This window comes from Chitinophaga pinensis DSM 2588 (assembly GCF_000024005.1).
In the GTDB taxonomy this organism is placed as follows: Bacteria; Bacteroidota; Bacteroidia; order Chitinophagales; family Chitinophagaceae; genus Chitinophaga; species Chitinophaga pinensis.
Window position 1 is genome coordinate 6,660,310 of record NC_013132.1, and the last position, 26,535, is coordinate 6,686,844.

The 26,535-nt window shown below is 46.8% G+C and carries 14 protein-coding genes; 5 read left to right on the forward strand and 9 right to left on the reverse strand.

Going from position 1 to position 26,535, the window contains the following annotated elements:
• Positions 1-276 precede the first annotated feature (276 nt).
• Together CPIN_RS26065 and CPIN_RS26070 are read left to right on the forward strand one after the other, a co-directional pair.
• Positions 277-2,349: a CHAT domain-containing protein gene (locus tag CPIN_RS26065; RefSeq protein WP_012792860.1), complete on the forward strand. Its 2,073-nt coding sequence runs from the start codon at positions 277-279 to the stop codon at positions 2,347-2,349.
• A complete protein-coding gene (locus tag CPIN_RS26070; protein WP_044219743.1) occupies positions 2,346-6,647 on the forward strand; it encodes an nSTAND1 domain-containing NTPase in 4,302 nt (1,433 codons plus the stop codon). The genes CPIN_RS26065 and CPIN_RS26070 overlap by 4 nt, the downstream gene beginning before the upstream one ends.
• Positions 6,648-6,697: 50 nt before the next feature.
• On the opposite strand, the gene CPIN_RS26075 is transcribed toward CPIN_RS26070, so the two are convergent.
• Positions 6,698-7,678: an MBL fold metallo-hydrolase gene (locus CPIN_RS26075; protein ID WP_012792862.1), complete on the reverse strand. Its 981-nt coding sequence runs from the start codon at positions 7,676-7,678 to the stop codon at positions 6,698-6,700.
• A 119-nt stretch (positions 7,679-7,797) separates the two neighbouring features.
• Here CPIN_RS26075 and CPIN_RS26080 point away from each other — a divergent pair, with 119 nt between their 5' ends.
• On the forward strand, positions 7,798-8,190 hold the full coding sequence (locus tag CPIN_RS26080; protein ID WP_012792863.1) for a winged helix-turn-helix transcriptional regulator: 393 nt from the start codon (positions 7,798-7,800) through the stop codon (positions 8,188-8,190).
• Between the two features lie 53 nt (positions 8,191-8,243).
• Here CPIN_RS26080 and CPIN_RS26085 read toward each other — a convergent pair whose 3' ends face one another.
• The 3 genes from CPIN_RS26085 to CPIN_RS26095 form a co-directional block, all read right to left on the reverse strand.
• Positions 8,244-8,786 carry a hypothetical protein gene (locus CPIN_RS26085; protein ID WP_012792864.1) on the reverse strand — a complete coding sequence of 181 codons (543 nt, stop codon included), beginning with the start codon at positions 8,784-8,786 and terminating at the stop codon, positions 8,244-8,246.
• Between the two features lie 161 nt (positions 8,787-8,947).
• Positions 8,948-9,220, reverse strand: coding sequence for a UBP-type zinc finger domain-containing protein (locus CPIN_RS26090; protein WP_012792865.1), 273 nt, complete (start codon positions 9,218-9,220; stop codon positions 8,948-8,950).
• 522 nt (positions 9,221-9,742) lie between these two features.
• Entirely contained in the window at positions 9,743-11,446 is a 1,704-nt protein-coding gene (locus CPIN_RS26095; RefSeq protein ID WP_012792866.1) for a trypsin-like peptidase domain-containing protein, read from the reverse strand.
• A gap of 168 nt (positions 11,447-11,614) precedes the next feature.
• Between CPIN_RS26095 and CPIN_RS26100 the strand changes: the two genes are divergently transcribed.
• Positions 11,615-13,087 (forward strand): M48 family metalloprotease, encoded by a 1,473-nt coding sequence (locus CPIN_RS26100; protein WP_012792867.1) that lies wholly within the window; start codon positions 11,615-11,617, stop codon positions 13,085-13,087.
• Positions 13,088-13,104: 17 nt separating this feature from the next.
• Entirely contained in the window at positions 13,105-14,580 is a 1,476-nt protein-coding gene (locus CPIN_RS26105) for a DUF6770 family protein (RefSeq protein WP_012792868.1), read from the forward strand.
• 68 nt (positions 14,581-14,648) lie between these two features.
• Here the strand turns inward: CPIN_RS26105 and CPIN_RS26110 are convergent, their stop codons facing one another.
• From CPIN_RS26110 to CPIN_RS37065, 5 genes are all read right to left on the reverse strand, one after another.
• On the reverse strand, positions 14,649-15,221 hold the full coding sequence (locus tag CPIN_RS26110; RefSeq protein ID WP_012792869.1) for a DUF417 family protein: 573 nt from the start codon (positions 15,219-15,221) through the stop codon (positions 14,649-14,651).
• 140 nt (positions 15,222-15,361) lie between these two features.
• A complete protein-coding gene (locus CPIN_RS26115) occupies positions 15,362-16,216 on the reverse strand; it encodes a helix-turn-helix domain-containing protein (protein ID WP_012792870.1) in 855 nt (284 codons plus the stop codon).
• Positions 16,217-16,385: 169 nt separating this feature from the next.
• Positions 16,386-18,227 (reverse strand): OmpA family protein, encoded by a 1,842-nt coding sequence (locus CPIN_RS26120; protein WP_012792871.1) that lies wholly within the window; start codon positions 18,225-18,227, stop codon positions 16,386-16,388.
• 19 nt (positions 18,228-18,246) lie between these two features.
• Positions 18,247-19,215 (reverse strand): PorP/SprF family type IX secretion system membrane protein, encoded by a 969-nt coding sequence (locus CPIN_RS26125; RefSeq protein ID WP_012792872.1) that lies wholly within the window; start codon positions 19,213-19,215, stop codon positions 18,247-18,249.
• A gap of 24 nt (positions 19,216-19,239) precedes the next feature.
• Positions 19,240-26,373, reverse strand: a complete 7,134-nt coding sequence (locus CPIN_RS37065; RefSeq protein WP_012792873.1) for an Ig-like domain-containing protein — start codon at positions 26,371-26,373, stop codon at positions 19,240-19,242.
• Positions 26,374-26,535 lie beyond the last annotated feature (162 nt).

Genomic DNA, 26,535 nt, shown 5'->3' on the forward strand with positions numbered 1-26,535 from the left:
GCAACGCCTGTAACTGTGGAATAGACCCCCTTATTGCCATAATATTCTCCTATTATGATATTATTTATACTGGTTTTCCGTAACGGGCTTCGTTAGCAGCCAATATAGAAATAATTTAATGGGAATCAAAGCACAGTTGGCTGTAACTCATTATATTTTTCAATTGCGATTAAATTCCTTAACTTAATACTGGTATATTATAAATAATAGCAAAGTTTCAAAGTACCCCGGCAACCCCAATATATCCTTCCAACCTGGTTAAAACATTACTGAGAAATGTCAAGAATAGCGCTATTGGCGTATGCCAACGACATGAAAGAAGAACCGCTACATTATGTCGAACAGGAGATAAAAGAGATCAACACGTACTTCGGAAACATCAAAAAGCACTTAAATCCGGATATCCTCATAAGTGCGACTAAAGATGACCTTTTCCGTTACTTCGCTGACCACGGCCCCGATATCGAGATAATGCACTTTTCAGGACACGGCAACAGCCTCGCCCTCTTCTTCACAAAAGACGGCGCCTTCAGAAAAGAAGGTCTCGCAGCACTCATGGCTTTCGCCCCTAATCTCAAACTCGTATTCCTCAACGCCTGTGCTTCCAGAGAGATCATAGACGTACTGCATACGCCCGATCCGGCTAATCCTCAGAAAGGTGTCCCCATCGTCATCGGTACCCAACGTCCCGTGTACGATAAAGTAGCCAGCGACTTCTCTATCTACTTTTACACCGCCCTGACAAAGTCATGGCCTATCGGAAAAGCCTTCGACTTTGCCAAGACCTTCGTCCTTTCCGGCGAACACTTTGCACTGTTCCCCAAAGGGCCGAATCGTTATATCGGGACTAAACGCGCCGCCGTCATGGACGATGATCCTGATGACGAAACAAGTCCTCAGGAATTCCCCTGGGGCATCTATTACAAAGAATCGCTGACGGATGACTGGTCCATCACCCAGTACCTCAACGAAAAATATGACGACAAGGAGAAATATGCACCCAATGATGAACTGATCCGCGCCCTCGCTGCCAATGCCAGCCGCCTCTACGCCAATCTGGCTAAAGAAAGGGACGCACTCATTGCCACCCTCTACGACAAGTCAGACCTCTCCGCAAAAGAAGTGCTCATTGAAGTCGAAAACATCAACGATAAATTCAATCGCCGCAATAGTCAGCTAAAAGAGATCAATGACCTCTACGCCGCCTATATACAGGATCCGCAAAGCCTGAGCGACATCGCCGATAAACTGATCAATACCTTCCCGCTGCCACTGGGTAAACTCCTGCAGCGGATGTACTCTTTCAGTAAAGAAAACCTCCTCACAGAAGAAGATTACGCCGAGTTTCTTGACCTGCAGATCAACTTCTATGAGATATTGGTAAAACTTGCCGCCGCCACCATCCTCTCCGACCTGCTGGAAGTATACGGCATGAAAGAGAAGATCGGGAAAATACTCGCATTTAATCCGATCCAGAAGGAGATCATCTTAAATTACTTCCGCCAGACCAAAGACAACGAACAGGACTTTGACTACACCTCCTTTATTGAGGTCATCAGCCAGGTATTAAAAGAAAACCTGAAAGATGAGCCGGATATCGCTCCCTTCGTCAAAGAATACCTGCACTTTGAAAGCATTAACACCTATGAGAATAACTTCTTTAATTCTCACATGGTGATCAAAGGCATCAAAGCCAAACTCCCTACGCTCAATACAACCGCCGCCTATATTCATCACTGCAGGGAAATAGAACTGGGATTGATCAATCTCCTGAAAGAACTGTTCTTTATCCTGCAATACAAGATGGTCGTTATTAAAAACGTAGAAGCCATCCGCAAAAGGAATGTACTCGCAAAGACCTACTTCCATAAATACATGCTGCTGGAACAACGCATCTCCGACAGGATGGAAGTAATGGAGCTGCAATCCCTCCCGGAATATGCGGAATCCTATTCCGTGATCCTCGTCAAAGAAATCTACCGGATGTTCGAATACCTTTCCCTGTCCCCTTTCCTGATCGACAAAAACGTACAGTGTGAGTTTGACGGGGTAGACCTCTATTTCTACAACTACACCGAAGGGAATGGCATCGTCTATAAAAGCCTGACCAACAACGAAAGACTGATCCACATCCAGCCGGAAACACAGGATATAGAACTGGGCGCCGCCACCATTACCAAAACCACCCTGCGCTTTATCGAGGATATGGCCATTAAAACAGACCGGGAAAAGAACAGGATCACCAACCGCCTGTTGCAATTACATGCCGAATTCGCCTACTACCGGTCCAAGATTGCCGCCACGCCGGTCACTATACAAAATGCCACGCCCATAAATAGCCAGCCATGATGAAACTGATGGAAAATCCCTTCAAACTGCTGGAATCCTACACAAAGGAAGACAAGGATATCTGGGGTGGCCGGTCCGCAGAAATAGAACACCTGTACAACCTCTCTTTTGCCGCCAACCTCATATTGGTATATGGCATGTCAGGGGTCGGTAAAACCAGCCTTATTCAATGCGGATTAGCCAATAAGTTCAGACGCACCGACTGGCACGCCGTCTGGATCACCCGGAAAGAAGACCTCAATAAAAGCCTGACAGGAACACTCTCCCAGGAAGCCGGAGATAGCCCGTCTGCGCCCCCCTCTCCGGTACCTGAAATCATCCGCCGGGTCTATCTGAAGCATTTTAAGCCCATATTCCTCGTTTTTGATCAATTGGAGGAATTGTTCATCTTCGGCTCAAACGGCGAAATTCAGGCATTCATAGGCACTATAAAGGAGATTCTGAGCAGTGACATACAGTGTAAGATCATCCTGGTCGTACGGGAAGAATACCACGGCCATCTCAAAATATTACAGGATGCCGGCCTGCCCGTCTTTAAAGCCTCCGTCAAAATAGAACCCATGAGTATTCCGGAGGCGACAGAAGCCGTCTCCAAACTCCTGGATAAATACAATATTCAGACGCCCGATGCCGATCACCGGTCCTGTGCGGCTAAAATAGCGACCGACTGCTCCATCGACAGTCGTGTAGACCTGGCCAATCTCCAGGTTTACCTCTTCTGGGCATGGGAAAAAGCCGCCGAAAAAGCACCGCCCGACGCAGATATCGCCTTCACTCATAACATCCTCCGGGAAATCGGGGATGGCAGAAATGTCCTCACGCGCTACCTGAACGCCGTCGTTGAACGGGTATCCAAAGGAAAAACAGGTGGTGTGTGGTTCCTGCTACAGCACTTTGTGTCCCGCTCCCAGACCAAACAGCCCCTGCGCCTCGCAGAATTGCAGGATATCGACCAGCAGACCGCCCGCATGTGGCTCAACGAACTGAGTAAAAGCAAACTGGTGAAATGTGGCCGGGAAACTGACAATGAAGTCTACAACCTGACACACGATAGCCTCGTCCCCCTGATCATACTGAAGAAAACCGCCGCTTCCAGGGGCCGGAATATCCACCCCAGCGTAAAGGGGAATCCCTTCAAAGGACTCCCCGCCTACGAAGAAAAAGACGCCACGATCTTCTTCGGCCGCAGTCTTATTCTCCGCGAACTGCTCACCTTCTTCGAAGACAAACGCCTGCTCGTCATCGTCGGCCCCTCCGGCTCAGGTAAGTCCTCCATCATCAAGGCCGGTATTATTCCCGCTCTGAAAACAGAAGGTTACACCGTCATCCATGGTGAACCCGGCACTCATCCCATGGTCTTTGGACGGGAAATACAACGACGGCTGACAGACCTCAACGGGGGCAGATCGCTCATATACATCGACCAGTTCGAAGAACTCAGCACACAAGCCAGTACACAGGAAAGCGAAGAGTTCATCCGCCTGCTCAATGATGTCCAGAACAACGCAGATCCCGCCCTCCGGCAACTGAAAATCATCCTCAGCGTCCGCGCTGATTATGAATATGAATTCGAAAGAGCCCTCGGCGGCTGGCGGGAGGCTAAAAAGACAATTCCCGACCTGATGGAAAGCGCCGTCAGAGAGATCATTACCGAACCGGCTTATCTCGCCGGACTGGAATACAAACCGACCTATCTCGTTGACAATATCGTACGCGATGTGATGCAGTCCAACGGCACACTTCCCCTGCTCTCCTATGCATTGGAACAGATGTATATCGAGTATGAAAAAAGCGGCGTCAATGACGGCTTCCTCACAGAAGACCATTACAATGCCATCGGCGGTGTTGTAGACGGATTACGGCTCCGGGCCTCCAAACTATACAGCTATTCTGATCCGGAAACCCAGCATACGATCAAAAACGTCATGCTTCGTATGCTCTCCCTCAGTATCAATGAGAAAGCCTCCAAGAGAATACTGGCGGAAGACCTGGTATATGAAAGTCCGGTAGAAAACGAACGTGTACAGAAAGTACTCAACGAACTGGTCAACAGCCGCCTGATCGTATCCGGTCCGGACGAAAACGGCCAGATCTACTACGAACCAGCCCACGATTCCCTGATCCGCTCCTGGAACCTGATCGGCGACTGGATCAAACAATATGGGAAAGACCTGCTCTACCTGCAACAGGACCTCTCTGATGCCGTCAAACAGTTCAGACTCAACCCCAAAAAGCTATGGCATGACGACCCGAAATTGAATACCCTGCTGAATATCATGAAGTCGCCCGACAACTGGTTAAACAGACAGGAAACCAATTTCGTGAAGAAAAGTCTGCAGCGCAGAAACGAACTGGAAGACAGAAAGAAAAGACGCGAACAGGAACTGGTGGAAGAAAAAATCAGTCGCCAGGAAGCAGTCGCCAAACTGAGTACGGAAAAGGAAAAAAGAGAGAAAGAACTGCTGGAAGAAAAGCTGAGCAAACAGGAAGCCATCGCTAAACTCAACAGTGAAAAAGAAGCCGTTCTCCTGGAAAAACTCAAAGGAGAAAAAGCAAAGACCCGGCTGCAAAAACAAAGAACCATCCTGCTGGCACTGGGACTCATTTCCCTGCTGATAGCCGCCAGTTACGTCTATAGTCAGTGGAATAAATCAGAGAAATCTGTATTGCAGATAAAAGAACTGAACCACCGTTTGCAAAGCTCCGCCGATGATCTCACAAAACTCAACCAGTCGCTGAACGTCATCGCAGAAAAAGCCAGACAAAGCGCAGTAGAAGCCAATATCGCCAGACAAAAAGCGGATTCCGCTGCCAGCAAAGAAAAGAAAGCGCGTACCATTGTTGAAAAACAAAAGAAGGAACTGCTGATCAAACAGAATGCACTGATATCATCACAGGAAGAAGTAAAAAGATATTCCCTGTCGTTACAGGCGAAGGCAGACTCATTACGTACTTATTCAGACTCGCTGAAAACACAGCTCGTCATCATCCAGAATAAAACCAGGGAAGTTGAACATGCAAAACTGACAGCGGCCTATCTCACGAAATCCCGCTCCCTCATGCATTCAGATCCTGCTATGGCTTATCAGCTGGCGCTTGAATCTTTGAAATACGACAGCGGTAACCAGAAGATCAAAAACTATATTCACGATACCCTGAACAACCGCAATACCTTCTACGAATCTTTTATTGTTGATAATGTCTCTTCCGCCTTCTTTGCTGATAATGGAAAAACAGTGCTCGCGATACAGGGAGATAATAAATTCAGGCTACTGGATCTATCCAATCATAAAGATACCAGCATCGTCATCAATGGAAAGATTCTCTCTGCACAATTCAGTCCGGTGGACAATAGTGCATTGATCGCTACCCGCAACAATATCTTTAGTTACAACGCCAACGGCGGACTGAGAGCCACTTCTGAAAGAATGGAAAATGTAGTAAAAGCCATGTATACCGCCAGAGGCAGGATCATTGTCGTCACGCCGGCAGAAGTACAGATCCGGAAAAATGTTAACGCTACAACAGCAGTAGTGATCCCTTCGGGGAATAATGGCGATGATACAGAAGTCAGCTCCAATGATTCCTTATTATACATCAGAAAGAATGACGTTATTGAAGCGTATGACCTGACTAACGGCAGACTGATACGCACTTACCAGGAACCAAACAGTTTCCTGGCCAAAGGAGGTAACGGCTTCATCGCAGTGTCCGGAAAAAGACTGCTGCTGGCGAGAAGTGCAGGCAATAAAGTCCTGACGGAAAGATACTTTGTACCACTGGAAAAAGACTATTCCAGGGTCTCTATTGTCAGCATCGCGGATAATCTGCGTACCCTGCTCTTTATGGCGGAACCGGCCGAACAGCAACAGATGCAACAACAGCAACAGGTACAGCAACAACAGATCAGTAAAAACTTTATCAGGCCACAGCTGACTAATCCGCCAATATTATATGCATTCAGTCTGCCGAAGAGCAGCAGAAAATTACCCGGTAATATTCCTTATGCCAGACGTGTCGTACTGTCTGAAAACGGGAACTATATCATTACAGGTGAAAGCGGATCTCTGTCCATATATGATAACAACGGGTACCGTGTAGAGAATTTCGGGGGTTATGCAAACTATACCATCTGGGCCTTCAACCCGGTCAATACAGATATGATCATGAGCATGAATGGCGTCAAACTCAAACTATGGCTAAAAGGTACGCCGGATGCACTCTCCGCACAAAGAAAATTGAGAACATTCAGCTCCGCCGAACTGGAAAAAGCATTGGAAGATATTGCTATCCGATAATTATATAGCTACACAAGCAGCGCACGAAGTGCTGCTTGTGTAACACCACATCAATCAGGGAATGCATACGTTTCGGCAATCCATGTAAAGCCTTCGTCTTTCTTTTTCACATGTCCGATACCGGGCCATGGCAGGTGATAAGAAAATACCTTCGTCCGGTCTTTCGTCAGGGATTCCAGCACCTTTCTACGCGTAGCTGCTGCCAGTGTAAAATCAGTATCGCCATCAAAGCCCCACTCCGGATGGGGGAATAACAATACATCTGAATGTATCAGATCAGCGATATGTACGATCTCCTCATTGCCGGAGAATACCCGTACCAATGTGTGTCCTGGTGTATGACCCGGCGCTGCCTGCAAACGCACACAACCAAATAAAGTTTCCTCGTAACCAAAGAAATGAAGGCGGTCTTTCAGGGCAGTTAAGGTCTGCTTGGTAGCGACCAGTATTTTTGCCAGCAAGGCTTTATTTCCAAATTTACTTTTAGAGAAATCCGGATAATCTGACATCCAGAAACGATGCTCCGTCTCTGACATATACACCTGTGCCTGCGGGAAGACAAGTTGCCCGTCCTGGCTGAACAGTCCGCCGATATGATCCGGATGCGCATGTGTAATCACAATCTGTGTTACTGCATTCACATCCATACCCGCGTCTTTTAATGACTGTGGCAGCCAACCGCAATCAGGGCCGAATCCGAAGCCAGCACCGGTATCTATCAGTATCACTTCTTTGTCTTTCTTGATCAGCAGCATATTCATACCCAGATCGACGGCCTTCGTAGAACGAAAGCTGCCTTCTAACAGTTTTGTTACTTCTGCCGCAGGTACGTCCTGTGCAAAATGGTCCTGCACAGGGCTCATGACAATATGCCCGTCAGTAACAACTGTCATTTCCAGATCGCCCAGCTGAAAACGGTGATAAGGTCGCTCGCTTGCTGTTTTGAGGGAACGGGCCAGCAGCTTGTGTACAGGTAATGTAGCGCCAAGGCCAAGAATAGCTATTCTCTTTATGAGGGTTCTTCTTTCCATCTTCAAATATTTAGGTCAAAAGTATGGGGGTTGTATCTTTGAGTCAAGTAAGTACTTTTAAGTATCCAGGATACTTAAAAGTTACTAACATTGATTATCAATAGCAAAAAAGTGGTCGCATGGCAAAGAAAAATATAGAGGGCACTATCTGTGCAGTCGATTTCGCATTCAGGAGAATTGGTGGTAAGTACAAAGGGCGGATCCTCTGGTACCTGCATCAGTATGGCGTATTACGTTACGGCGAATTGCGGCGCAGTATAAAGGATATTACCACTAAAATGCTGACACAGACCCTGCGTGAACTGGAAGAAGACGGACTGGTACACCGGGAAGTATTTCAGTCAATGCCTCCCCGTGTAGAGTATTCACTGACAGATTCCAGTAAACAACTGATACCTTTTATCGATCATTTACGGCAATGGGGAGATAAACAGATGGCAAAAGAAAATATCCCCGTCATCAAGAGTAGTTTATCTTGTATAATCACGGAGGAAGAACAGGCCGAAAAATAAAAAGCCCCGGCAATTACCGGAGCTCTTTACTGTAAAAAACGGATTATATCCGGTTATTTCATTTCAACGCCAACTGAAACCCTTGTTTCATCATAAAACAGGTTCAGGTTTTTGGGTTTTGCACCCGCTGGCAGTTTGAATTTGTTTTCTTCTGAAGTTTTTGTAGACTCCGCGTCAACATTTACAGTGTTGTAATTGTCGTGCGTCAGGTTATTTCCATTATCCAGTTGCAGACGGAAGTCATTTGGATTAAAGAAAATACCATTGCCACCTACTGCATTTTTGTTGGTCACTTCAATTTCGTAGGTAATTTCAGTACCAGTTACTTTTCCATCCGGGTCAGCTAACTCGATACCTTTTGCATTTTTCAAACGAACAAAGACTTCTTTTTTCTTGCCCAGGAATACGGAATCCGGAGCGAAAGTAATTGCGAACGTCTTAGGCTCGTTTGCTGGGGTGCTGGCAGCTGGAGTGCTTTCAGACTGCTGTTCGGAGCTGGGGGCCTGTTGATCAGCATTCTCTGTTTTGTTCTTTCCTTTACATGCAGCCAGAGCTACCATGAGGGCAACAGAAGACACAAGAATGATCCTTTTCATCGTATAATTATTGGTTTAGAATTAAAGATGGATGGTCAATAGAAAAATATAATATATACGAATGTAAGCACTTTTTATATTATCTGCTATCAAATCCGGCATTTTACGTAGCAGGATAAGGGTTACAGCCAAAAATGCGTAGAACTACGTATACATTCCCGCTAATATTCTACAAACAGTTTATCAGGATAACACCACAACCATCGGTCACCAGGTTCCGCCGAAGCCACCACCGGATGCCCTGTAGCATGATGATGACGTGTCATATGTTTATTAGGTGACTGGTCACAGCAAAGGGTCTCACCACAGGTCTGACAGGTACGCAGATGCACCCAGTCGCCCCCGTTTTTGATACATTCCTCACATACGCCATCCTGGCCTATTTGCACTTCTTTGATATCTCTGATGTGTTGACAGGTTTGCTGTTCTTGCATAATGACAGGATTTGATGTGCTATAATTGCGTTAACAGGCGACAAGATAATATATTCCGGCTGCTTTTGTAACAGAATTTATTGTCATTGAACCGGTTATTCATATACGATTCCTATCTGCCCTACACACAAAATCCTCTGCCAGGTATCCTGTTTCATAACACTTATTTCCCCTCCGCGAGCATCCTCTCCCCTTATAAACGATTGAATCCTAGAACGTTACAGACACTCTTCGTTCAAAACAGCCTTAAATCACTGATAATTAGCCAGATAGGCATTGTTCATTCGATGTAGAACGTAGATAAGCCGTTATTATCCCAATACCTGTCCGTTCCGGAACGAAGCAGTAACGGCATAATAACGGCGTAATAAGGGTATACATCGAAGAAATATACCCACATATGCAACCAATAGTCTGACTATACTTTCACTATACTTACTCTACCTTACACTTCCCTTTTTAACGCAGGTGTAACGGCGCAGATGTACTATCAAGCGACACTTACTACCTGATTCCTGGTGTTTAATGCTTAACACCTATGTTTTGCAGCACAAACGCCTGTACCAATGCTGCCGGCACTGCCAATGTAACCGTTCTGGAGTGTCGGGCGATATTGATACCCGCCAATACACCTGCTGTCGTAAACACCGGCCCTCCGCATTGCTCCGGCCGGAGTATGGCATCATGTGCAATTACTGATTGAAAACCATCTCTACGCTCGCTTTTACCACCGCGGAACAGATCTGTAGCATGTGTTGCCGGCAACTGCGGACGTTTTGCCAGTACAATCGTGTCATTCACTTCAGCCACCTGGTGAACTTTACCCGCTACGCCATCTGTCCCCTCTGCTACCGCATGTAGCCGTCTCTTTATGATAACCGTATCACCCGGCCAGTAAGCAGACAATTCCCGGCCATAATCCATCGGCTCATTCACAGCAACACCATTAATACTGATGATTTCATCGCCGGGAGTAGCCCCTTTTGCATCCGCCGGAGATCCCGGCATCACATAGGTCAGTACTAAAGGTTGCTTGTCAGGAGCGATTGCCGCACCCAGAAAACCAAGGCTGCTCATTTTCGGCAGACTGAATGTATCCTTTCCAAATACACTGGCAATCGCCAGGGTATCCGGTTGCGGAGATAACAGGAATACACCGCGGCCAATAGCAACCGGACCGTTTACCGGAAATGCAATACCTCCTTTTACATGTGCATCCAGCCCTAACAAAACCAGGTCATTTTCCTTGTCACGGGCAATGATCCGGGTCTTTATACTTTTACCATTATATAAAACAAGCGGCTCCTGTGCCACCTCGCTGTTCTTACTCACAACAAAAGATTGTCCCTTTACATCGATCAGCAGACCATTGATGCTACGCTGCTGGTTCCCGGCCACGCTTTCCACCTGTACACTGGCCATTTTATTCAGCTTATTCGTCTTCATGGTCAGTCTCAGGCTTTCCAGCTGATCATGACTGCTGATCAGTCCTTCCGACGGATCTGTATTGATACTATCCCTTATCTCCGGGTATTTTAAATAATGTACCGGCTGCAACAATGCGGCCCAGTATTTACGATACAGATCAACTGGTACATCATAGTTCTTCTTTTCATCCGGTTCTATCGCGCTTCTCAAACCAATAACCCGTCCAAGGTAGTCAAACAGCGGTCCCCCGGAATCTCCAGGTTCCATCATACAGGTCGACTCAATAAAGCCTTTCTCATTCTTTACGCGGGTAATATGTCCGGCCGTCATCATAGGCAGGGGCTGATTCAGACTCTCCGGATAAGCGATACTGAAACAGGGCTCATTTTCCTTCAGATCATAAGACCAACCCATCGGCGCAACAGGCCAGTCGCCCGGTGTAAGGATCTTCATCATCGCCACATCCGGCAGCTCCGGTGTTTCCGGAAAATTGATTTTACCCAGGGCCATTGCGATGGCGGCCCTTCCGTCTGTAAAAGTTACCATATAAGTATTACCGGGTACCGTCGTATGGGCGACCGTCAGTATATGCCCCTCTTTTGTAACCACAACACCGCTGAACGTAGCGCTCATCTGCTGGTGGGTAGTGGTGTCATAGGTCCACATACGTACATAAGCAGGCGGAAGTTGTGTACTGATAGTCTGTAATGCAGATGGTTGAAACGCTGCAGGGCGCTGGCAATAGGTATTCCCTGCTATCAGGAGCAGGAAAAGGATTAATAGTTGGTTTTTTCTCATTTTCTAACCCGGATCTTGGAAGCCGGAAAACTAAAGATAATCTACCAATCGCAGGTTTTTATATCTCCCGCAGGGAAAAGCACAGTCACCTTACAATGAAAAGCTTAGATATATATTTAAAATAATTATCTTGCAATCATTATCCGGAATAAGAAGGACAAAACAAGCATGAGACCTATACCAAAGTATGTATCCCTGCTGCTGTTACTGCTCGTTGTAACCAGTCAGGCAGCCCAAAGTCAGCAAAATGAGCTTTATAGTTACCAGGACCTCTCCCACCTCTTTTACCAGAAGCAGAAGGACTCTCTGCAGAAAGCATGGACCTGCCCTGCCAATTACAAAGACAAGGAAACACAGAAGAAATACAGGGAGATCTGGGACGGACGCACCGAGTTTTTCACCGGCGCTATCAAATCCGATAACTATATCTATGACAAAGACGTATACACCTACGTATACAGTATTATCACAGAAATCTGCAAAGGCAATAAAAGCTATCTGCCTGCACAGCCTTTCCTGGTGCTGGACAGAAGTCCGTCTATCAACGCCTATGCAGTAGGTAATAATGTGATCGCTGTCAACCTCGGCCTGATCCAGTTTGCCAGAACAAAGGAGGAAATTGCCCTGACACTCGCACACGAACTGTCGCACAACATCCTCCTGCACGCAGAAAACAGTATGAAGAAACGTGCGGAATGGCTGACTTCCAGCGAATATAAACAGTCGATGGATGAAGTGCTCGACTCCAAATATGGCAGACTGACACGCCTGAAAAAGGTATTCGAAAACTACTCCTTTGACAGAAGCCGTCACCAACGTTATCATGAAGGAGACGCAGACTCCCTCGCCGTTGTCCTGCTCAAAAACGCCAATATAGCCTTTGACCCGAACGTGTTCCTCCGTCTGGATACCTCAGACATGTTGTATCACCAGCCGCTGAAACAACCGGTAAAAAACTATTTTGCCGCTTATGGTGTAAACATAGAGGACGCATGGCTGAAGAAACGCTCTAAAGGTCTTTCCACCAGGACTTATAACTTCCAGGAAAACGTAACCTTGCAGGATTCCCTGAAAACGCACCCTGACTGTGTGGACAGGTATAATAAGACGAAAGTGGCTGCCACCATGCCGGTGCCACAAACGCCGATCCCCGCGATCGTGAAGGAGAAAGCCAATAAAATGCTGATATGGAACATGTATTGTAACATGAACCTGGCACCCTGCCTCTATCGCGTACTGATGGCCAAAGACAACGGTAATACCGATCCATGGTACGATTTCATGATCCATAATATCATGCTGGAATTGTTCCATGCCGACAATGAACTCCATCGCTTTGCCGCTATCGGGGTAACGCAGAAGGAATATATCTCTAAAGACTTCTACGAACTGCAGACAATGCTGGAACAGATCCCGCGTGAAGAACTGGGTAAAAGCTGCCAGCAACTGCAAAGCGCCGGTTTCTGGAGCAAAATGCAGGCCCAGGAGCAAGGCTTCAAAACATTGATGCAGAGCATTGCACTCAACAAAGAGAGCGATGACGCCAACAAAACAAAAGCCGCTAAATCCTTTACGGAAAAATATACCAGCAGTCCGTATGGTGAATATGCAGACGACCTGAAGAAAGATACAAGGAAGTAATTGGTCTGAATCTTATTATGATGAAAAAATTCTTCCTCTTTATACTCACTCTTTCTCCCTTGCTACTGAAGGCGCAGACAAAAGTCTTCAAGGAAGTAAATGAAGGAATCTCTACGGAATTCAAGCCCATTTTTCAGAATGGGAACCTTATCGGCTACCTTGCTTTCTCAGAACTGGAACGGGCCAATAAAGACTCTTTCAGTTACAGGATCAATATCATGGATGAAAACCTGAACGATCTGGGAATAGTAAATTTCAGGGAGAAAAAACTGGACCTGCAACAGGTATCTTTTGTAAATGATACCCTCTGCATGGCTTACCTGAAAAGCAATGTACTGGGTTATGACTGGGGCAGCAGAAACGAAAGAAATGACTCCCTGTCAAAAGGCTATCTGTCCCTGTTCGCACAGTTTATCAGTCTGGATGGCAAAATAGCCCACACTTTCGAGAAAAAGCTGAAAACTGATATCCGCCTGTCATGGACAAATATCCGTGACGGCAGGATCGGTAACGGCGGACTTAAACATAGTGTCCAACTCAAAAATCAGGATCAGAAAGGATTTACCTTTTTCTTTGGCGATGATGCATATAACTATCTGCTTGTCATAACGACACAGGGAGAATTACTCTGGGAAAAATACATTCTTGAAGACGGTGATCATTATAAAATGCTGACCTCCGGAAGGGATGTACTGTTTCTTATTACGGCAGAACGCAACATGGCAGTAAGTAGTCATACCGTTATCTCTTATGATACAGATAAAAAAGCGGGTATCCTGAAGCTCCCTTTGCTGGACCAGTTCCGCAATCCGTTGCTGGTGATGGCATTCAATAATGACCCTGCTACCGGTAAGCCCTATCTGGCCGGCTATATTCATGATCCGATGGCAGCCGGTGCTTATCTGTACACCAAGAACGTTGTGCAACACCTGTTCTCAGGTATTTTTGTTATCAACGTGGACGGACATGAAAAAACGGCCGTGAAACGACAGTTCAGCTACTGGACCGACAAGGTCGATGACGAACTGGTAGAGAATGATTTTCTGTCCAATAATAATGCGTTTATGAAAAACGTCATTGCCTTCAGGGATTTCCAGGGTAACACGTATATCACAGGGACCAATAATTACCACAGATCCGAGTATGGTAGTGTCGTAATGCTCAAACAGGATCCAAGTGGCAAACTGTCGGTCCTGACCCCCTTCGCTGATGCGGATATAGATCTCAGTGATACAAGAAAGCAATATGAGCTTACCGGTATGCCGCCATTATATTCGGTATCTTCATCTGACACCAGGTCCACTTACCTGATCGTCAATGCCCAGGTAAATTCGAGCATTTACAGCCTGGAGAAAAAGAAGGTGGTCCGCGTCATTCCGCATAAGGATGGTAACATACGTACGAACATCTACCCGGCCAAAGAAGGACACGTCATCGTTGCGGAATACAACAGAAAAGAGAAATACACAAAACTCTCTATCGAAGCGATCTAAAACGATATGTAAACAATATAAAAAGCCTTACACTGAACAAGTGTAAGGCTTTTTATATGATTGCTCCTTTATGCATGTTTTCTTTGTCTTTGCAGATAAAGCTTCGCTGACTCACTCATAGTAATAATCGCACCACCCAGTATCACGATGTCTTTAATCACCAGCCGGCCTTTTCCTGAAAGGAAAGGAAAACCCCAGTCCTTATCCGTCAGATGTGGCACCCAGCTTTCAGGCGTGGTCACCAGGAAAGAAAGTGTACCCAGCGTCATAATAAAGATCAGGATACTACCGATCATACTGGCAAACGGGGCTACCTTATACAAGGCTACCAATATTGCCATACTCACCAGCAGCACACCTAAGCCCGCGGAAAAACCATAGGTATTATTAGCAGTGTGCCATTCATGGTTAGCAGCGATCAGTTCTCCTTCTTTATTCTGGTGTGTTTTATATTCATCCGGGTGATTATAAAAGAAAGACATAAAAGGGCTGTTGGCTACAAAGGGAACGATACCATCTGCCTCATATGTAAAGAATTTCAAACCTCCGATCCAGAGAAATACCACAACAATACCAAAACGGACGGCCTTTTTACCAAACTGATCGAGGTTAGCTACGAAATTGACGATTGAATTTTTCATTTCTATATAAGTTAGTTGTTAGTGTGCGTATTGACAATGTAAAGGTAGACAGACCTGCCATGGCAGAACATGGACGATACAGTCTGTCACTTGGACAAATATGCCAGGCGTCAGCGTAAGGGTACAATAAGAAAACAGTATTACCGGGGAAGATCAGCTACGATGGAAATGCCGGTTTGCTGCCGGAAGGATTGCGGAGAAACCTTGGTAAACTTCTTAAAAAAGCGGCTGAAATAGAATTCATCACTGAATTGCAGCGAATAAGCGATCTCCTTGATACTGCGCCGGGTCAGGTGCAGTTGCCGCTTTGCCTCCAGTATCAGGCGTTCCTGTATCATAGCAGAAGGCGACTTTTTAAAGTATTTCGTACAACGTTTGGTAAAGTTGTTGGGCGACATGGCCAGCAGTTCCGCATAGTCAGCCGGCTTGTGTAAGGTCAGGTAGTGCTGGTCCAGTAAGCGCCTGAATGCCTCCATTTGTTCATCGCGCTCCTCAGGGTCCGGCAAATTGGCGGCAGACCGCGTCTTTATACTACTGGACTTGGCAAGAAACAGCTGCAGGTAGCCCCGCATCACGATTTCATCACAACCGCTGACGTCAAACTCTTCTGCCAGTTCATCCAGCAGGTTTTTGAAAATACGCGCCTCCCGGTCATTCAGTTTTACCGAAGGCTCTATATAAATATTATTAAACAACAGGCCATTGCAGGCCACCTGTGCCTTGTGGTATTCTATACAATAGAAATCACTATGAAATTGCAACATGGCCAGTTTACTGGGCGCAGACTGCTCAATATAGATCATCTGCAAAGGCGTAGAGAACAACAATACAGGCCCCTTAAAAGGGAATGCGCCAAAATCTGCATGAAAGATACCAGCGCCTTCTTCCACAAATACGATCGTGTATTCAGCATACTGTACCGGCTTCGCCAGGCAGTCTTCTCCGGTATCGAGTCCGAGCAACGTTTCATTGGAAGATGAACAGATTCTTTTCATGCACACAGCTGATTATCTGATGAATACAAAAATAGGACAATAAATATAAAACAGATTGTCCGTCTTACGGTGATGAAAGTGCTTTTTATGGCAAATAGGAACAGCCGGAAATAACAAAGCGGAAAGGTTACCCCTTCCGCTTTGCCCCATCATGGGATGTCGTTACTGACTATTTCTTCACCAGTTTAAACTCCGTTCTTCTGTTCAGCTTATGCTCATCTTCACTACAGTTTACACCATTGCCACACCTGTTCAGCAGCTTCGTTTCGCCGTATCCTTTGGCAGAAATCCTGCTCTTCGCCACACCTTTGGATATCAGGTAATTCATCACCGATGTTGCACGTTTCTGAGACAGTGCCAGGTTAAAGGCGTCATTACCACGGGAATCTGTATGCGCACTCAGCTCTACTGATTTATCAGGATTTTCCTGTATCGTCTTTACCAGCCCATCCAGTACCTGTGCTGCTGCCGGATTGATCGCTGCCTTATTGAAATCAAAATAGATATCCAGTAATCCTGACTTGTCAGGATCAGCCGACGGCGTTGCTACCGGCGCCGGATCTGGTGTCTGAATAGCTACGACAGGGGCTGCTACCGTATCAATTACATCACCTGAAACCTTACGAAGCGTGTCATCCTTGATTGGTCTGTCGGGAATATGCGCAGGTATCTCCTCTTCCGGCATGGACACTACCGCATAAATATCATCACTGCCACTACCGCCATTCCTGTTGGAAGACAGATATGCAAGACCATCATCAGTTAAACCAAAGGCAAAATCATCCTGTGGCGAATTCAACGGATAACGCATATTCCTGACCTTACCGGTCAACTGACCATCCTCATACTTATCCAGTTTTACACGATAAACATCAAGACCACCCATACCAATACGGCCATCACTGGAGAAATACAGGATATCTCCTCTTACGATCGCCGGACTACGTTCATTGCCTGCCGTATTGATGGCTTTCAGGTTCAGTGCAGGGCCCCATTCGCCTGTAGCAGTGCGGTAACACATGTACAGGTCAGTGCCACCAGCGCCGCCCGGCATATTGGAAGCAAAGTATAACGCCATACCATCCGGTGTGATAAACGGATCACCTACAGAATAAGTATTTACGTTATTATGGGAAAAAGCCACAGGTGCCGACCATTTGCCGGAAGCATCCTGCCTGCTGCTGTAGATCTCTACATTGACAGTAGTCGCTTTACCCTTTGCGCGGTCTCCCCTGCCGGGAATACGCGTCAGGGTAAAGAACATCTCTTTCCCGTCTCTCGTAAAACTGGCGGAACCAACATGATAGCCGGTACCGGTATGTAATGGAAACAGCGATATACTATCTCCAATTGCCGGTTTCTGGAAAAGATGCAGGTAGTCATTACCCGTCCAGCTGCTCGTCAGAGGATCCGGTTTTACCCTGGTATCAAAACGCAGGAAAAAATGGTGCTTTTTAGGCTGATGTGCGCCAGCCGCAGAACGGTCGGACGTAAACACCACACCTCCCATATATGGCACCGCATTCCAGTCCGATTTGCCGGAATTCAGGACCTTATAGTTATCTATCTTCAAACGATCCGGTGTCTGCATCCAGCTGATCGCAGAATCGCAGGAAGCGATCCAGGTACGCTGTAATTCAGGTGTAACCGTAGTTCCTGCTGCGGCTGCATACTTCTCGTATTGTACACGCGCTTCAGGATACTTTGAATTATTCTGTAAAGCACGGGCATAATAGTAGGTATTCTCCGCCTTACTGCCACTCATACCGGTCGCCACTGCATACCAGCGTTCTGCTTCCGGATAGTTATTATTAAAACGGTAACAGTCTGCAAGGCGTTCTGCAGCGTGCAGACTCGCCTTTTTATTATACGCCTTCTCGTAAAGGTCAGTTGCTTCTGCGTACTTATAGTTATCGTATGCTTTATCAGCCGCCTTAATGATATACTGCGCCTTTGCAGAAACAGCAGTAAGCAAAAAACATAGACCGATCGCGTAATGTATTGTCTTCATCGTCAGCATGATTAAGCTATCAGAATACCCTTGGCGTAGCCATCCTGATATTTTGTTTGTTAAAGGTGAACCCTACAGAGATCTCATGAGTGCCGCCGCTGTAGTTCTGTAAAGGACCTACAGAAAAGTCGTAGGCATATCCGATACGCAGATTCGGTACAGGGAATACCTCTACTGCTGCCACTGCCGCGTTACGATACATCAGGTTTTTCTGCAGATAGCTTTTATCATACACCTTCAGGCCCGTCCGATAGGAACCACCGATCCATACCACCTCTTTCAGGAGCAGGAAGGCGTTCAGGTCCAGACTGGTAGGACCGCCTCTGTCATCTTTCAGGAGAAAGGAAGGCTTTAGCTGAATATCCTCATTCAAAGGAATCAGCGTACCAGCGGTCAGATAGTAATGCAGCTTAGTCTGTGGCAGATACAGGAACCTGCCTTTATTATCAAATGCCTGTACAACGATATTATCTACCGAGAAACCGGCATAATAACGGTCATCCGAATAAAAGATCCCCGCTCTGGCGTCCGGCGTCAGGCGGTGAAGACCCGCCGGCATATCTGTCTCCGGATCATTCGGATTCAATACGGAACCGTCAATACCCGTTTGCAGCATACCCACGCTCAGCCCCAGTGCCAGCCGGGAAGAACCTTCCCTGTTCAGGCGGATGCGGTAAGCATAGCTGACATAAGCAGAAAGGTTATCCTGCGCACCCAGTTTATCACCGGAGACCTGCAATGCCAGTCCGACGTTACCGTCGTTGGCGACCGCATCCACGGCCAGAGAGAAACTCTCCGGCGCGCCTTTCAGCCCAGTCCACTGGTTACGGTAAAAAGCATGCAGGTTCAACTGCTCCTTATATCCTGCATAGGCAGGATTAATATAAATGCCATTGAACATGTACTGGCTATACTGTGCATCCTGCTGTGCGTGCACAGTCAATCCCAATGATGTCAGCAGTCCAGCTATCAAAAATATTTTTTTCATAGTTTAGGTCTGTGGTTCACATGATTATTTGAAAGCCCTGATCAGTGTAACGTATCCTTTCATCACTTCCCATTCTGCACTACCGTTTCGTCTTATGCGCAACAGATAGTAATAGGTTCCTTCATTCAGTCCGTCACCTTTCCAGTTATTCTGATATCCTTTTTGTCTGTACACTTCATTACCCCAGCGGTTGACAATAATCAGCTCATTCTCTGCATACTGGTTCAGACCGCGTATTTCAAAGAAGTCATTCTTACCATCGCCATTTGGTGTAAAGAGATTCGGTACATTGATACCGGCTGCTGTGATTGTTACCGCAACGGTGGCTGCATTACTCAGCTGACCATTTGCGTTCTTCACCTGGTAAGTGAAGCTATCATCACCGGTATACCCCGGATCAGGCGTGTACACCACAGTACCATCTTCGTTTACTTTCACCGTGCCGTGTGCAGGTGATGCGACAATCTCAACAGATGTTTTATCCAGTGTAGAATTACGGGCATCATCGTTTGCCAGTATATCAACCGTTACAGGTGTATTGGCTTTTGTTTCACCCCTGTCATTCAGTGCCACCGGATCTTCAATCACTACTACCGGCGTTACATTGATGTTCACCGTCACAGTTGCGGTGCCACCTTTACCATCGCTGATGGTGATATTGAAGTTATCCAATCCGCTGTAACCTGCTGCCGGTGTATAAGTATAAGTACCATCCGCACGCACTACAACAGTACCGTGTGCAGGATCTGTAGCTTTCGCAAAGGTCAGTGCATCACCATCAGAATCAGTACCGGTTACAGTACCACTTACAGGCGTGCTTTCCGGCGTCGTTTTAGAATCACCAAAACCAGTCGGCGGATTGTTCACCGGTGTAGTAATAACCGGTCTGACAGTAATATTCACCGTCACGGTGATGCTGCCACCATTGCCATCGTCGATTGTAACAGTAAAGTTGTCATTACCACTGTAGCCCGCTGCCGGCGTATAAGTATAGGTGCCATCCGCACGTACTACGACGCTACCATGCGCAGGATCTGTGGCTTTTGTAAAGGTCAGCGCATCGCCATCTGCATCGGAACCAGTTACGGCGCCATCTACAGGTACATCCTCGTTAGTGGTCTTGTTATCACCTGTACCAGTCGGCGGTGTGTTTACCGGAGGTAAGACTACCGGCGTAACGGTAATGTTCACCGCTACTACAATGCTACCACCCTTACCATCGTCGATCTTCACCGTAAAGCTGTCGTTACCGCTATAACCAGCTGCCGGCGTATAAGTATAAGTACCATCCGCACGTACTACCACGGTACCATGTGCTGGATTTGTTGCTTTTGTAAAGGTCAGTACATCACCATCTGCATCGGAGCCTCTTACAGCGCCATCTACCGGCACATCCTGATCTGTTGTTTTATTATCACCTGTACCTGTTGGTGGTGTATTTACCGGAGGTACCACTACTGGTGTTACCGTAATATTTACTGTCACTGTTGTACTACCACCTTTACCATCGTCAATCTTCACCGTAAAGCTGTCGTTACCGCTATAACCGGTGGCCGGTGTATAAGTATAAGTACCATCCGCACGTACGACCACCGTACCATGTGCTGGGTCGCTTGCTTTTGTGAAGGTCAGTGCATCGCCATCTGCATCGGAACCAGTTACGGCGCCATCTACCGGTACATCCTGATCTGTTGTTTTATTATCACCCGTACCTGTTGGTGGTGTATTCACCGGAGGCACGACTACTGGTATTACTGTAATATTGACTGTCACTGTTGTGCTGCCACCTTTACCATCATCTATCTTCACCGTGAAACTGTCGTTACCACTGTAACCGGTGGTTGGTGTATAAGTGTAAGTACCGTCGGCACGTACGACCACCGTACCATGTGCAGGATCGGTTGCTTTTGTGAAGGTCAGTGCATCGCCATCCACATCGGAGCCAGTTACCGCACCATCTACAGGTACATCCTGGTCAGTTGTTTTATTATCACCTGTACCTGTCGGCGGTGTATTTACCGGAGGTACGACTACCGGCGTAACTGTAATGTTCACTGTTACTGTCGTACTACCACCTTTACCATCAGCGATCTTCACCGTAAAGCTGTCATTGCCGCTATAACCGGTGGCCGGCATATAAGTATAAGTACCATCCGCACGTACTACCACGGTACCATGTGCAGGGTCGGTTGCTTTTGTGAAGGTCAGTGCATCGCCATCTGCATCGGCACCAGTTACGGCGCCATCTACCTGTACATCCTGATCGGTTGTTTTATTATCACCCGTACCTGTTGGCGGCGTATTCACCGGAGGCACGATTACTGGTGTTACAGTAATATTGACTGTCACCGTTATGCTGCCACCTTTACCATCGTCAATCTTCACCGTGAAACTGTCATTACCGCTGTAACCGGTGGTTGGTGTATAAGTGTAAGTACCGTCGGCACGTACGACCACCGTACCATGTGCAGGATCGGTTGCTTTTGTGAAGGTCAGTGCATCGCCATCCACATCGGAGCCAGTCACTGCACCATCTACCGGTACATCCTGGTCAGTTGTTTTATTATCACCTGTACCTGTTGGCGGGTTGTTTGCCGGTGTATTCACGGTTATATTCGCGGTTACAGTGGTACTACCACCCTTACCATCATCTATTTTAACAGTAAAGCTATCGCCTCCGACATAACCTGCTGCCGGCGTATAGGTATAAGTACCATCCGCACGTACCACCACCGTACCGTGTGCAGGATCTGTCGCTTTCGTAAAGGTCAGCGCATCGCCATCCACATCGGAACCAGTTACCGCACCATCTACAGGTACATTTCTCGTTGTTGTTTTTGTATCGCCTGTGCCTGTCGGCGGATTATTTGGAGGTGTATTCACCGTGATATTTACAGTTACAGTAGTGCTAGCTCCCTTACCATCATCGATTTTAATAGTAAAGCTGTCGCCACCTACATAACCTGCTGCCGGTGTATAAGTGTAAGTACCATCTGTACGCACTACCACGGTACCATGTGCAGGGTCGCTTGCCTTCGTAAAGGTCAGCGCATCGCCATCCACATCAGCACCTGTCACAGCGCCATCTACAGGCGTATCTCTGATAGTTGTTTTTGTATCTCCCGTACCTGTCGGTGGATTGTTCGGCAGAGGAGTCACCGTAATATTTGCTGTTACGGTCGTCGTGCCACCATGACCATCATCAATCGTCACGGTAAAGCTATCGCCACCAACATAACCAGCTGCTGGCGTATAAGTATAAGAGCCATCTGCACGTACCACTACGGTACCATGTGCAGGATCAGTTGCTTTTGTAAAAGTCAGTGCATCGCCGTCTGCATCGGAACCGGTCACAGCGCCATCTACCGGCGTATTTCTGATAGTCGTCTTTGTATCGCCGGTACCTGTTGGCGGATTGTTTGGCGGAGGCGTAACGGTAATATTCACCGTTACAGTGGTACTACCACCCTGGCCATCCTCTATGGTGATCGTAAAGCTGTCGCCACCAACATAACCTGCTACCGGTGTATAAATATAAGTACCTCCTGCATTAACGATGACGGTACCATGTGCAGGATCTGTCGCCTTTGTATATGTCAGCGGATCTCCATCTACGTCGGAACCAGTCACTGCACCATTAACAGGGATGTCTCTGATAGTTGTCTTTGTATCTCCTGTACCCGTTGGCGGTGTATTCACTCTTGTGATCGTCAGCGGGAATGTTTTCGTATCCTGCAAAATGCCACCGCTACCCGTGTTGCCTCTATCGGAAATGTTCACCGTCACCAGCACCGTAGGAGAAGGATTCAGGATCGTCATGTATTTAACGCTGCCAGCAGCGATAAACGCGTTGATATTCGCAATAGTACCTGTCAGTGACAGTGCTCCTGCAGATACACCCACTGTTACACCTCCACCTAAAGAAGCCGCGAAAGTACCTTCCGGAACAGATATAGTTACCGTTACCGTATTACTGCCCGCATCTACATCCGCAAATGAAATACCGTCTATTCTTGCAGGCGTTCCTTCTGTTACATTGATATTGGTAGGAACAGTCGCCACAGGGGCATCATTCACCGGCGCCACATGGATGGTCATGACAGCAGGAGTAGTCGCATAACCATATTGATCCGCAGCTACCCAGTTGAAACTGGTTGTACCGTTCCAGTTGAGGTTGGGTACAAAGGTGATATCGGCAAGATCTGCTGCCGCAATCTCATCGCCCGCTACAACCGGTACACCGTTCAATTCCAGGGTACCATTGGCAGGCAGCGTATTTACCTTTATTTTGGTAAGTGCCGCGCCATCAATATCGCTATAGTTGTTAGTAAAGTCAGTTGCTGCAAAAGACAGGGTGTTATCTTCATCTACGTTCAGACTGCTATTGCTGACAGCAGGCAGATTATTCACCAATATGCTTACAACATATGTATAAACCGCTCTGTCGGCGTCCGCATCGTCACTGTTGATCTGTATAGTAGCTGTATAAGTACTCCCCGCATGTCCTGCCGGATCAAAACTTACACTGAAATTAGTGCTGATGCCACCTTCCAGGTTTGCAGCGCCTGGTTGTGCAGCAATCGTAAATCCTGCATCACCGGTGATACTCACTACCGGGGTACCTGTCAGGTGCAAGGTACCTGTACCGATATTCTGAACAACGAATTGATGTGCTACTGGCGATGCACCTGCCAGTACCAGACCAAAGTCTGTACCGTCAGTTGTATTCACCGTAGTCGTATTATCAGCAATCACGGTAGCATTACCGGATACGCTGATTCGTGGGTCTACCAGTATCTTAATGGTCGTTGTGGCCACCGGACCATTCTCTGTACCATCATTTAAGGTAGTCAGAATAATACGGTCGGTCTGATCGGGCGTTAATACTTTATTATAGTACTCGATCAGCTGAATGGCAGCAATATAATCTGCCGGAGAAGCAACACCAGTGAGTACAATCGTACCGGTACTATCGCCTGTGGCGGTAATACCCGCCGGTAATGTACCATTCAGGTGCAATCCTTCATTATTGCCATTCGGACGGTTGGACAGGGTAATCGTCGCTGAAGCAACAGTACCGCCATCAGGATCAGTAATGGTCAGGTCTGTATCGGTGATCCTGGCGCCCACCGCACTCGCTGCATGGTAATAGTTCAGGTAACTATAATTACCACTCGCACCTGAGCTGTGATCTGGATCCGGGTTTAACACCGGACAGTTATTTACATTCACCGTGGTACTATATATATTATTATCATAGTAACACTCGGTATAGAAAGGATCCTGCGTACTTAAAGATGCCAGTGTAAAAGGAGTACCGACAGTTGCGCCGACACCACCCGTTACAAAAGATCCGTTATCGTTCAGGATCATGGAGATATTAATATTCAGATTGCTTCTTCCGGTCAGGTCCAGGTCAAAGGTAAAGTCCTTACAATCTCCCATTTTGATCTGCTCCGGTATCAGTCCTACATATATAAGTCGTGCATTCGCATTCGTAGTAGGATCCCCTTCGTAGAAAGCAATGGGCATTCCGCCGTTGTTATTACCGGAACCCGGGTTACAGATCTGTACATGTGCTTTGACAATGTTACAGTTAGCGCCTTTAGTAAAGGTGATATTAGTTGGATTGAAGGCCACGTCCGGACGTGCACCAAAGAAATCTGCCGATAACAGGAACTGGTAAGACTGATTCGCGAGGCCCGTTTTATTGGTAACGATCAGCTGACTCTTATCTGCTGTCAGTTTAAAGGAGAGATCATAAGGGAAACCCGCCTTAAAACCAACTGTATTGGCGTGCGTCTTGGTACTGGTACTATCCAGCGGCACATCACGGAAAGCAAAGTTATCTTCGCGTCTGCCGGTACCGGTAGAAGAACCTACCTGCTGATAATAGTAACCGGTGGCCGTTTCTTTTTCAAGGTCTATATATGCATAGGAAGCCAGCGGATTCTCATTACTTTCATTGTTGAAGTTGATCGCGTTGGCCGTCTCGTTGAAATAAATAAAGTTCGTACCGGAAGGAATTCTGAAAGACCTGGTCACACCTGCTGCCGGATAGGTAGCACTGGAAATAGTCCTGATATCAGAATCAATAAATTCCGCACTCATACCCTGCCCAACCCTGTTATAAAACTCGATGACATAAGAATCGTCAAAGTCACGGGCATAATTGGCTTCACGTTTGATAATCAGGTTACCACCGCTCACATACACTTCTGCATCATATATACCTACTGCCCCATTGTTGACATTCTTTGACGCATAGTCTCCGGTAATATTGCCGGAAGTCAGGAGAGAACCTGCAGTGGAAACATCCTTATTACTAATTACATAGGTAGATCTTCTATCGTCGGAGCCGCCGTTTGCCAGCGTAACAAAACCATTCATTAATGCCTTATCCAGATCCAGCAGAAAATGCAGATTGGAATAACCTTCCTCTGTTCCATTCCCGCTGTCCAGGTCTGCTATACTGGTATTACTACCTTTACCAACGATACTGATAACGCTTGCTCCCGCAGGAATCGGTATGACCAGATCAGTACTCGCAGCAGCCGAGCCATGTAGCATACTGCGAATGACAGTAGGCATCGGATTTAATGAGTTTGTCGCAGGAGACAGATATTCAACATGATAGGAAGAATGGATACTGGTAGCGTTTTCTGCGATCGTCAGTGTAGAGCCGGTAATTGAGAAGCTGACGTTGTTGAGGTCTGGGGTTCTATCACCTATTTTACTTGCAAAAGGGATAACAGCGCCGAGACTTACTTTTTTCCATCCATATACATTCGTCCCGGTCCCAAGGGTATTGGTATTCTTCGCGTAGTTCAAAAACCCGGAAGAAGTTTGCGAGGGCATGTCAATGATCGCATTGATCGTTATAAAGTCCTCATCTCCTTTTATTATTTCTGTATCTCCTACCGGATTATTAATACCGGTTTCAGATGCAGCATACAAGACGATGGACTTTGTACCTGCCGGAATGGTGAAGGTCGGCGGCGCTCCTCCCGGGGCCCTGTACTTGGTTTCAACACCGAGAATATCGGCTTTCTTTCCTCCCGTGGGACTACAGGGGCTGAAAGGCAACTGTCCGTAAACAAGGATGGGTAAGAGCATCAGGCAAATGCCCGATAGAACTCCGAAGAATTTTGTCTTCATAGGTATTTTCAATTAACAACCATTTCCGGCTGTATATTTCACTGGTTTAAGGAAGCACACCTTACTTAAATAAGGGACAGAATATTGTCATCATTCCCGAACAATGTTCATAAAAAATGTCGAAAGTGGCTTCCCACTCCGACATTTTTCATAACGGACACA